Origin of the sequence: Rahnella woolbedingensis, from assembly GCF_003602095.1 — a bacterium.
GTDB lineage: Bacteria > Pseudomonadota > Gammaproteobacteria > Enterobacterales > Enterobacteriaceae > Rahnella > Rahnella woolbedingensis.
Window position 1 is genome coordinate 137,598 of sequence record NZ_RAHH01000013.1, and the last position, 11,332, is coordinate 148,929.

At 51.8% G+C, this 11,332-nt stretch carries 9 protein-coding genes and 1 riboswitch; of the genes, 7 read left to right on the forward strand and 2 right to left on the reverse strand.

Going from position 1 to position 11,332, the window contains the following annotated elements; all coding sequences use genetic code 11:
• Nucleotides 1-122: 122 nt before the first annotated feature.
• Nucleotides 123-1,046 (forward strand): DNA-binding transcriptional regulator OxyR, encoded by a 924-nt coding sequence (gene oxyR, locus D6C13_RS13015; protein WP_120133161.1) that lies wholly within the window; start codon nucleotides 123-125, stop codon nucleotides 1,044-1,046.
• Here the strand turns inward: oxyR and sthA are convergent.
• Complete coding sequence (gene sthA / locus D6C13_RS13020; RefSeq protein ID WP_120133162.1) at nucleotides 1,029-2,429, reverse strand: Si-specific NAD(P)(+) transhydrogenase; 1,401 nt, start codon at nucleotides 2,427-2,429, stop codon at nucleotides 1,029-1,031. The two genes, oxyR and sthA, sit on opposite strands and share 18 nt — an antisense overlap.
• 212 nt (nucleotides 2,430-2,641) lie before the next feature.
• Here sthA and fabR point away from each other — a divergent pair, with 212 nt between their 5' ends.
• From fabR to bglB, 4 genes are all read left to right on the forward strand, one after another.
• Nucleotides 2,642-3,322 carry an HTH-type transcriptional repressor FabR gene (gene fabR / locus D6C13_RS13025; protein WP_112289361.1) on the forward strand — a complete coding sequence of 227 codons (681 nt, stop codon included), beginning with the start codon at nucleotides 2,642-2,644 and terminating at the stop codon, nucleotides 3,320-3,322.
• Nucleotides 3,297-3,656, forward strand: a complete 360-nt coding sequence (locus D6C13_RS13030) for a YijD family membrane protein (RefSeq protein WP_120133163.1) — start codon at nucleotides 3,297-3,299, stop codon at nucleotides 3,654-3,656. Before fabR ends, D6C13_RS13030 begins: the two co-directional genes overlap by 26 nt.
• 274 nt (nucleotides 3,657-3,930) lie before the next feature.
• Nucleotides 3,931-5,517, forward strand: a complete 1,587-nt coding sequence (locus D6C13_RS13035; RefSeq protein WP_120133164.1) for an MFS transporter — start codon at nucleotides 3,931-3,933, stop codon at nucleotides 5,515-5,517.
• 24 nt (nucleotides 5,518-5,541) lie between these two features.
• A complete protein-coding gene (gene bglB / locus D6C13_RS13040; protein WP_120133165.1) occupies nucleotides 5,542-6,681 on the forward strand; it encodes a beta-galactosidase BglB in 1,140 nt (379 codons plus the stop codon).
• A 64-nt stretch (nucleotides 6,682-6,745) separates the two neighbouring features.
• Here the strand turns inward: bglB and trmA are convergent, their stop codons facing one another.
• A complete protein-coding gene (gene trmA, locus D6C13_RS13045) occupies nucleotides 6,746-7,846 on the reverse strand; it encodes a tRNA (uridine(54)-C5)-methyltransferase TrmA (protein ID WP_120133166.1) in 1,101 nt (366 codons plus the stop codon).
• Nucleotides 7,847-7,987: 141 nt separating this feature from the next.
• Nucleotides 7,988-8,263: riboswitch (cobalamin riboswitch) on the forward strand.
• 71 nt (nucleotides 8,264-8,334) lie between these two features.
• Between trmA and btuB the strand changes: the two genes are divergently transcribed.
• Together btuB and murI are read left to right on the forward strand one after the other, a co-directional pair.
• On the forward strand, nucleotides 8,335-10,197 hold the full coding sequence (gene btuB / locus D6C13_RS13050; protein ID WP_120133167.1) for a TonB-dependent vitamin B12 receptor BtuB: 1,863 nt from the start codon (nucleotides 8,335-8,337) through the stop codon (nucleotides 10,195-10,197).
• A complete protein-coding gene (murI, locus tag D6C13_RS13055) occupies nucleotides 10,142-11,023 on the forward strand; it encodes a glutamate racemase (RefSeq protein WP_120133168.1) in 882 nt (293 codons plus the stop codon). Before btuB ends, murI begins: the two co-directional genes overlap by 56 nt.
• The last annotated feature ends 309 nt before the right edge of the window (nucleotides 11,024-11,332 follow it).

Here is an 11,332-nt window from a genome sequence, read left to right on the forward strand (position 1 = left end):
TACGGTCGTGCCGTTTCGTTGGGAAGCATTATTAACGATAATGGTTGATAGATATAATCGTTGATTGCTATCTTATCTATCGTTACCGGCTATCGCATTGCCTTATAGGGACTGGAGGAAAAATGAACATCCGTGATTTAGAGTATCTGGTGGCACTGGCAGAGTTCCGTCATTTCCGTCGCGCCGCAGACTCATGCCATGTCAGCCAGCCAACGTTGAGCGGACAGATCCGCAAACTGGAAGACGAGCTGGGTGTGATGTTGCTGGAAAGAACCAGCCGTAAGGTGCTGTTTACGCAAGCGGGGTTACTGCTGGTCGATCAGGCTCGCACGGTGCTGCGCGAAGTGAAAGTGCTGAAAGAGATGGCCAGCCAGCAGGGCGAAGCGATGTCCGGACCCATGCATATCGGGCTGATACCGACTGTCGGACCGTATCTTTTGCCGCAAATTATTCCTTCACTGCACAAGACGTTCCCGAAACTGGAAATGTATCTGCATGAAGCACAAACCCATCAGCTGCTGGCGCAACTCGACAGCGGAAAACTCGACTGTGCCATTCTGGCGCTGGTGAAAGAGAGCGAAGCGTTTATTGAAGTGCCGTTATTCGATGAACCGATGAAACTGGCGATCTATGACGATCATCCGTGGGCATCACGGGATCGCGTGGCGATGGCAGATCTGGCGGGTGAAAAACTGCTGATGCTGGAAGACGGACACTGTCTGCGCGATCAGGCCTTAGGTTTTTGCTTCCAGGCAGGTGCAGACGAGGATACGCATTTTCGTGCCACCAGTCTGGAAACGCTGCGCAACATGGTAGCGGCAGGCAGCGGTATTACCTTACTGCCATCACTGGCCGTGCCAAAAGAGCGCAGCCGTGACGGAGTGACTTATCTGACGTGTGACAAACCGGAACCGCGACGCACTATCGCACTGGTATATCGTCCCGGTTCGCCACTGCGCGGGCGTTACGAACAACTTGCTGAAGCCATTAAAGAGCACATGCAGCCTTACATGGACAGAACCGCGGTATTAAAACAGGCGGTTTAATCCATTCAGCGCGGCAACACGATAGGCTTCTGCCATGGTCGGATAGTTGAAGGTGGTATTAACGAAATACTCGATAGTATTGCCTTCCCCTTTCTGTTCCATGATTGCCTGACCGATGTGAATAATCTCGGCGGCGCGTTCACCAAAGCAATGAATACCCAGAATTTCTTTGGTATCCCGGTGGAACAACAGCTTCAGACTGCCCACGTTCATGCCGGCAATTTGTGCGCGAGCCAGATGCTTGAACTGAGCACGGCCCACTTCGTACGGCACTTTCATCGCGGTCAGTTCCTGCTCGGTTTTACCGACGGAGCTGATTTCAGGGATGGTGTAGATACCGGTCGGAATGTTTTCAATCAGGTGGACTTTGGCTTCGCCCTGAATCATCGCCTGCGCGGCAATACGGCCCTGATCGTAAGCGGCTGATGCCAGACTTGGATAACCAATGACATCGCCGACCGCATAAATATGCGACAACGCCGTCTGGTACATACTGTTCACTTTCAGCAAACCGCGGCTGTCGGCTTCCAGACCAATATTTTCCAGACCCAGCTTGTCGGTGTTACCGGTGCGTCCGTTGGCGTACAACAGCGCGTCGGCTTTTACTTTTTTACCGGATTTGAGATGCATGATCACGCCATCTTCCACGCCTTCAATCATCTCGAATTCTTCGTTGTGGCGGATAACCACACCGTTGTTCCAGAAGTGATAGGAAAGGGCGTCTGACATTTCCTGATCGAGGAAAGAGAGCAGGCGGTCGCGGGTGTTGATTAAGTCCACTTTGACGTTCAGACCACGGAAAATCGACGCATATTCGCAGCCGATCACACCTGCACCATAAATAATGACGTGGCGCGGTTCGTGGCTCAGTTCGAGGATCAGGTCGCTGTCATAAATGCGGGGATGACCAAAATCGACGTTGGCTGGGCGGTAAGGACGCGAGCCGCAGGCGATGATGATGTTATCAGCGGTAATTTGTTCGTGCGTGTTGTCGGCATAACGGATGCTGATGGTATTAGCATCCACGAAGCTGGCATCGCCGGAAAACAGCTGGCACTGGTTTCTTTCATAGAAACCCTGACGCATACGGGTCTGCTGATTAATAACCGAATCGGCGTGGCGCAGAATATCCGGGAAGCTGGAACTCATGGTGCGCGAGTTATCGCTGTAGAGCGGATTCTGGTTAAATTCGATGATTCTGCTGACGGCGTGGCGCAGTGCTTTGGAAGGGATGGTGCCCCAGTGAGTACATCCGCCACCGACGTTGTTATAGCGTTCGATGACAGCAACCCGGGCGCCTTGTTTAACCAGTCCCATCGCGGCGCCTTCTCCGCCAGGGCCTGAGCCAATGATGATGGCATCAAAATGTGAGTGCTGTGGCATAGTTCGAAACCTATTTTTATACAAAATCACAACGAGAAAGTAACATATTACACCTGTTTACCCCACATGCAGTTGTCATTTAATGGTAAAGCAGCAACATTCTGACCCACTTTATGCTGTTGTATCTTTGGCTCCGCCCGTTAAAAATTTTGGTATAGTGAATCGGTAACGGGCGAATAATCAAAAAGAAGAATACTATCCGGATGAAGGTTATGGGCGTAAGAGCACAACAAAAAGAGCGCACGCGTCGCACGCTGATTGAGGCGGCTTTTAGCCAGCTCAGTGCCGAGCGTAGCTTTGCCAGTCTGAGTTTGCGTGAGGTTTCCCGCGAAGCAGGAATTGCACCCACATCCTTTTACCGGCATTTTCGTGATGTGGATGAACTGGGCCTGACAATGGTGGATGAAAGTGGCCTGATGCTGCGTCAGCTGATGCGTCAGGCACGTCAGCGTATTGCCAAAGGCGGCAGCGTGATCCGCACGTCCGTTTCCACCTTTATGGAATTCATCGGTAACAATCCCAACGCATTCCGCCTGCTGCTGCGTGAACGTTCCGGCACGTCTTCGGCATTCCGTGCCGCTGTCGCCCGTGAAATTCAGCATTTTATTGCGGAACTTGCTGACTATCTGCAACTCGAAAACCATATGCCGCGCAGTTTTACCGAAGCGCAGGCTGAAGCCATGGTGATTATCGTTTTCAACGCCGGTGCTGAAGCACTGGATGTGGATATCGCACAGCGTCGTCAGCTCGAAGAACGACTGGTGTTGCAGTTGCGGATGATTTCCAAAGGCGCGTATTACTGGTATCGCCGTCAACAGGAACGTACGGCTGTGACTCCCATCAATAATAAGACCCGAGGTAAAGAAGATGACCGAACAACCGAACCAGGATAATGGCACTCTGGTTTTGGCTCTGATTGCCGGGCTGTCGATTAATGGCACTTTCGATGCGTTATTCAGCTCCATCGTCACGTTTTCGATTTTCCCGATCGTTTCCCTGGTGTTAGCGGTATATTGCCTGCATGTTCGCTACCACAGAGGTGAAATGCCGAAAGGATTACCGGTGCTGGCAGCGGCGAGTTTCCTGCTGGGACTGCTGCTTTACAGCACGATTGTCCGCGCGGAATACCCTGAGCTGGGTTCGAATTTCATGCCGTCGCTGATCAGTGTCGTGCTGGTGTTCTGGATAGGCCTGAAGCTGAAAAAACGAAAATCTTCAATTCAGTAAAACCTATTCTGATATTTAAAAAGGCAATCTGCGGATTGCCTTTTTTATGTTCCCGTCATTTAATGAACTGACATTTCATTAATATCAAACCCATGTTCAATATTTAGATATTGATCGCCCACTTCTTTATTTCTTTGCCATAAAATTCGTTTGAGTGGCAAAAACCAAAAGGTTTTCATTCCTGCACCTCGTTAGTTTGAATCATGGCCGGACGAAGTGTTTTCGTTCGCATTCAGCCTATGCCTATAGGTGATTTAACAGAGGCAAGACGGCAATGAAAACTCGTAAAATTGGGATCTTTAATTACATCGCCTACGGTTCTGGCGATTTTCTGGGGGCGGGGACCACAGCCCTGACGGCGGCGTGGCTGCTCTATTTCTACACCACGTTCTGCGGCCTTTCGCCCATCGAGGCGACCTTTATCTTTGCTACCGCACGCGTCGCCGATGCGGTACTGAGTCCAATGATGGGCTATCTCACCGACAATTTCGGTAACACCTGGCTCGGCAAACGGTTTGGCCGCCGTAAATTCTTCATTCTGCTCGGCATCCCCTGTGTCTTCAGCTACAGCTTTATGTGGGTGGGCGACATGGGATACGTCTATTACCTGCTGACTTACCTGCTGTTCGACATTGTCTACACCATGATCCTGGTACCGTATGAAACACTGGTGCCGGAAATGACGGATGATTTCAAACAGAAATCCAAATTCTCTGGTGCCCGTATCGCACTGGCGCAGCTTTCCGCCATCCTCGCTGCATTCCTGCCGGGGATTCTGTTGCAGCATTTCGGCAAAGATAACGCCATTTCCTTCTTCTATTCGAGTCTGGTCTTTGCGGTGATTTGTGCCTTCGTTCTGACGCTGGTGTATTTCTTTACCTGGGAGCGTCCGGAAGAACTCAAATCTGAAGCCACGAAGAAAATCGAACGCGAACGTCAGCAACTGACGCTGGCACAAAGCCTGAAACGCCTGAAAGTCGAATTGTCTTCGACACTGCGCATCAAGATTTTCCGTCAGCATCTGGGGTTATATCTTGGCGGGTATATCGCGCAGGATGTATTTAATGCCGTGTTCACGTATTACGTGGTGTTCGTGCTGATGCAAAGTGCGGCGATTGCTTCCAATCTGATGGGCATGATGGCGATTCTGCAATTCGTGGCGGTGATCGGCATGATCCCGATGTGTATCCGGTTCGGCCCTGCGCCTTCTTACCGGCTGGCGGTTTCCCTGTTCGGGCTCGCGGCGTTGTCTTACGGCGTGTTGTATTACACCGGTATGAATGATTCGATGTCGTTGCTGTTGCTGATCTCCGCGCTGGCCGGTCTGGGACGTGGCGGGATCAACTACGTACCCTGGAATATCTATACCTATATTGCTGACGTCGATGAAACCATCACCGGACAGCGCCGCGAAGGGATTTTCGCGGGCGTCATGACGCTGACCCGTAAAGCTTCTCAGGCGGGCGCGGTAATGCTGGTGGGGATTATTTTACAACTTGCCGGATTTGTATCCGGGCAAAGCCAGCAGGTTCCGGCGGTCGGCCATACCATTCTTGGTGTGCTGGTGATCGGGTCGTTGCTGATGCTCAGCATGGGCTTCATCATCTCTCTGTTCTTCCACCTGAACCAGAAAACTCACGGTGTGCTGACCCGTGAAACGCAAAAAATGCGTGATGCCAACCGCATTGTGCCGGAGCAAATCACACCGGAAGACCGGGCAACCGTCGAAATGCTGACAGGGATAAAATACGAATCTCTGTGGGGCAATAACAATATCGGTTATCTGCATCGCAATAACCCGCCACCCGAAAAGCTGACCCGCGAAAATACCGCCGAAATGCCGGTCCAGGGACGTTTGTAATTTTTGAATTCACAGGAGAACGCCATGAAAGTTTTTGAAGTTAAACACAGTGCTTTGCTGCGACAGCCGGAACATTTCATTTCACGCGGGGAACTGAAATCGCTGATCCACAACGTGACCAATAATCTGGTGAATATCGAAGATAAAACCGGGGAATTCCTGTTGAGACTCGATGACGGTCGCGTGATTGATACCAAAGGCTGGGCAGGCTGGGAGTGGACGCACGGCATCGGGCTGTATGGGATCTATCAGTATTACCAGCAGACCGGCGACGAAAAAATGCGCGCGGTGATCGACGACTGGTTTACCGCGCGTCTGGCAGAAGGGACGCCGACCAAAAACGTCAATACCATGAGTCCGTTCCTGACGCTGGCGTATCGTTACGAAGAAACCGGTAATGCGGCATGGCGTCCTTATCTGGAACGCTGGGCAGAATGGGTGATGTATGAAATGCCGCGCACCGACAAAGGCGCGATGCAGCACATCGTTTATAACAACGAAAACCATCAGCAGATGTGGGACGACACCCTGATGATGAGTGTTCTGCCGCTGGCCAAAATTGGCAAATTGCTTGACCGCCCGGAGTTTGTTGAAGAGGCGACGTATCAGTTCCTGTTGCATGTGCAGTATCTGATGGATCGTGAAACCGGCCTGTGGTTCCACGGCTGGACATTCGACGGCCATCATAATTTTGCACAGGCCCGCTGGGCGCGCGGCAACAGCTGGCTGACGATCGCCATTCCTGAATTCCTTGAACTGGTGGATTTACCGGAAAACAACGCGACACGCCGCTATTTATTGCAGGTGCTGGAAAGTCAGGTCAGTGCGCTGGCGAAATGTCAGGATGACAGCGGGTTATGGCATACGCTGCTCGACGATCCGCACTCTTATCTGGAAAGCTCGGCGACTGCCGGTTTCGCCTACGGCATTCTGAAAGCGGTGCGTAAGCGTTATATCGATGCGTCGTATGCGCCGGTGGCTGAGAAAGCCATTCAGGGGGTCATTAAGCATATCAATCCGGCCGGGGAACTGACGCAAACCTCATTCGGTACGGCGATGGGGAACAATCTCGATTTCTATCGCGAAATTGCGCTGACGTCTATGCCTTACGGACAGGCGATGGCGATCCTCTGCCTGTCAGAATATCTGCGGGTTTATCTATAAAAAGAGTTGTGCAGTAAAAGGAAACGGGCACGCCGAGGTGCCCGTTTTTTTCATCCGGTGATCATCAGATTTTTTCCAGCAGAACGCCCGATTCCATATGGTGCGTGTACGGGAACTGATCAAACAACGCCAGACGCGTCACGCGGTGCGTTGTGCTCAGGGTTTCCAGATTCGCACACAGTGTTTCCGGATTACAGGAGATATAAAGAATACGGTCATAGCCTGCCACCATTTTCACGGTTTCGTCATCCAGCCCGCTGCGCGGTGGATCGACAAAAATCGTGTTGCATTCATATCCGCTTAAATCGACATCTTGCAAACGACGGAATTCACGTACGCCATTCAGCGCCTGAGTGAAATCTTCCGCTGCCATGCGGATAATCTGCACGTTATCAATATGGTTCGCGGCAATGTTGTATTGAGCGGCGGCAACGGAAGGCTTGGCGATTTCAGTTGCCAGAACGCGGCGGAAGTTACGAGCCAGAGCCAGCGAGAAGTTGCCGTTACCGCAGTAAAGCTCCAGCAAATCACCGGTTGAGTTTTCAGTGGCTTTCAGCGCCCATTCCAGCATCTGAATATTCATTTCAGCATTGGGTTGGGTGAAGCTGTTTTCCACCTGACGGTAAATCATATCGCGACCCGCAACCGGCAGGACTTCATCGACATAATCCTGGTCGAGCATGATTTTGGTTTTCGCGGCGCGGCCAATCAGCTGGATGTCAAAACCGTCAGCACGCAGCTGGTCGCGCAGCGCGGTGGCGGCCTGCTGCCATTCTTCATCGAGTTTACGATGGTAGAGCAGCGAGGCGATGATTTTGCCGCTGCGGGTCGACAAATAGTCGATCTGGAAAATCTTACGACGCAGCGCCGGGTCTTGCTTGATAGCTGAGATCAGTACCGGCATCAGGCGGTTAATCAGTTCGCTGGCGGTCGGGAACTGATCCACGCGCACACGGGCTTTGGTCTGCTGATCAAACATGATGTGGTACAGGTCGCCCTCATCATGCCAGACGCGGAATTCCGCACGCATACGGTAATGGCTGACAGGAGAACGAAAAACGTCAGGCTGCGGCGCATTAAAAGGCGACATCATCGCCGTGAGACGTGCGGTCTTTTCCGCCAGCTGGTCGTCGTATTGTTCAATGGGCAGGTTTTCAGGCGTCATCAGTTTTCTCGTCTACCAGGGAATGAATGTACAAACTTAGCGGGGGATTGTAGGCAAAGTCTCCCCTATGTCCACCTTTGTTGTGTTTATAACGGGAAAGTCCATCTGGTATTACGGATGTCTGGATTTCCAAATGGGTTGATCGTAGGATTGCGCTTCGGCCTCATTGACTGAGTTAAAAGGGAATCCGGTGTGAATCCGGAACTGGCGCGCAGCGGTATGGGGAAATCACGGCGATAGCATTCTTTATTATGCAGACACTGTTTCTTCTTTTCTTTCCCTCTTTATATATAAAGACAAGAAGAGAAGAAGGGATGGGAAGTCATCGCTCGGTGCGGGTGTGTTCAATTAATTACGCCGTAATTAATGAGCCTGCAAATCCTAAGTCCGAAAACCTGCCGATGTTACGTCGCATTAATCATCGTCGTCGCGAAATACCGCCGGTGATCCTCTGCGGCATCCGCCAATTAAGTTTGGATGCTCGATTCATGACAATTAAAAAGCACGTGCTGCTGACGGCATTATCCGTCACGGCTTTTTCAGGGTGGGCGCAAGACAGCACTTCCACAAATAGCAGCGATAATATGGTCGTTACCGCTAACCGTTTCCCTCAGCCGGTCTCTTCTGTCCTCGCACCGACGGATGTCGTTACGCGTGAAGATATCGACAGATGGCAGTCAAAATCCGTGGCGGATGTATTGCGCCGCTTGCCGGGTGTAGATATTGCGCAAAACGGCGGAATGGGGCAGCAGTCTTCCTTATTCGTTCGCGGTACCAATTCCAGCCATACGCTGGTTTTAATCGATGGCGTACGCCTTAATCAGGCGGGTATTTCCGGTTCTGCCGATATCAGCCAGATCCCACTTTCGCTGGTTCAGCGCATTGAGTTTATCCGCGGCCCGCGTTCGGCGGTGTATGGCTCGGATGCCATCGGTGGTGTCGTCAACATTATTACGACGCGGGATACCGACGGCACAACGCTCGGTGCCGGTGTGGGCTCGCATGGTTATCAAAACTATAACGGTTCCACGCAGCAAAAAATTGGTGAAAACACCACAGTGACCGCAGCGGGGGATTACACCTATACGCGCGGTATTGATGTGGTTGCCGACGGCGCAACAGGCGGCATTCCGCAGCCCGACCGCGACGGCTTCATGAGTAAAACGCTCTATCTGGCATTGCAGCACCAGTTTAATGAAGAGATCAGCGGCTTTGCCCGCGCCTATGGTTTCGATAACCGCACGGCTTATGATGCCTACGATTCTCCGGGCAGCCCGTTGATTGATACCCGCCAGCTTTACAGCCGTACCTATGACACCGGGCTGCGTTATCAGAATGGTATTTACGCCACGCAGCTCATCGGCAGCTACAGCCACGTCAAAGACTATAACTACGATCCGAAATACGGCCCGTATGATCCCTCGGCCTCTCTGGATGACTCCGATCAGTACAACGTGCAATGGGGGAATACGTTCCAGATATGGAAAGGGGAAGTCAGCGCCGGTCTGGACTGGCAGAAACTGACCACCGAGCCGGGAACCAACTATCTGGCCGATGGCTATGACCAGCACAACACCGGCGTGTATCTGACCACACAGCAAAAAATTCGCGATTTCACGCTGGAAGGCGCAGTGCGTAGCGACGATAACTCTCAGTTTGGTCAGCACACTACCTGGCAAAGCAGCGCGGCGTGGGAATTCATCGACGGTTATCGTCTGATAGCGTCTTACGGCACAGCCTATAAATCGCCGAACCTGGGGCAGCTGTATAGCGGTTACGGCGGCAATCCGGATCTTAAACCAGAAGAAAGTAAGCAATGGGAAGGCGGGCTGGAAGGTCTGACGGGGCCTCTCAGCTGGCGCCTGAACGTCTATCGTAACGACATCGATCAGATGATTGATTACGACGACTCGACCAATGTTTACTACAACATCGGTAAAGCGACGATTAAAGGTGTGGAATGGACGGGGTCTTTCGATACCGGTCCGCTGCAACACCAGATCACGCTGGAATATCTCGATCCGCGTGACGCCACAACCAATGAAATTCTGGTTCGTCGTGCGAAGCAACAGGCGAAATACCAGATTGACTGGAACATCGCTGACATCGACTGGTCGATCAACTATCAGTATCTGGGACAACGTTACGATACCGACTACGGAACCTATCCTTATCAGACCGTTAAACTGGGTGGCGTAAGCTTATGGGATCTGGCAGCCTCATATCCTGTGACCTCACACCTGACAGTTCGTGGTAGAATTGCCAACTTGTTTGATAAAGATTACGAGACGGCTTATGGCTATGCCACACCAGGACGTGAGTACTACCTCTCTGGAAGCTATACCTTCTGATACAACACAAGTTCCTGACCGCCCGACGGTGCTGGTTTTCGATTCCGGCGTCGGCGGGTTGTCGGTTTATGATGAGGTCCGGCAGATGTTGCCGGACCTGCACTATATATATGCCTTCGATAATGTGGCTTTCCCCTACGGCGAGAAATCCGAAGAGTTTATCGTCGAGCGCGTGGTTGAGATTGTCACCGCTGTCGCGAAACGCCATCCCCTCTCTGTTATTGTCATCGCCTGCAACACTGCGAGCACCGTTTCACTTCCTGCATTACGCGCCAAATTCAGTTGCCCTGTTGTCGGGGTTGTCCCTGCCATCAAACCTGCGGCCAAATTAACCCGTAATGGAGTGGTTGGATTGCTGGCGACGCGCGCGACGGTACAACGTCCTTATACGCATGACTTAGTGGCGCGGTTTGCGACAGATTGCCAGATTCTGATGCTGGGTTCGGCGGAGCTGGTGGAACTGGCCGAAGCGAAGCTGCATGGCGAAGAGGTTTCACTGGCGGCATTGAAGAAAATCCTGCATCCGTGGCTGCGTTTACGTGAACCGCCGGACACTGTGGTATTAGGTTGCACGCATTTCCCGCTGCTTTCGCAAGAGTTGTCACAGGTTTTACCCGACGGCACGCGTATGATCGACTCCGGTTCTGCGATTGCCAGACGTGCGCACTGGTTAATTGAGACTTCTCACGCCGCTATTCCAGAAAAAAAAGCCGGTGTTGAAATAGAAAGTGTCGCCTACTGCATGGCGATGACCCCAGAGGCGCAAAGTCTGCTGCCTGTTTTACAGTCATATGGCTTCAGAAGTATCCAGCAATTGCCGCTTTAAACGCCATTTGATGAAAGATTCAGCGGTCAGTAAATTATTTGTATTTTAGGGGTTGCGGCCTTCTGAGAACTCCCTATAATGCGCCTCCACTGACCGGGAACAACGACTGACAAGTCGCTCGGACAGGAAGAGAAAAAGGTGAAAGTTCGAATGAATAATCTCTTGACTCTTCAGCGGGAAAACGTAATATACGCCTCCCGCGCCGCATAAGATTCCTTGCGAACCGCGGCATGCTCTTTAACAATTTATCAGACAATCTGTGTGGGCACTCACAAGGCGATATCAGCCACCTCGGTGGCAAAAAATATC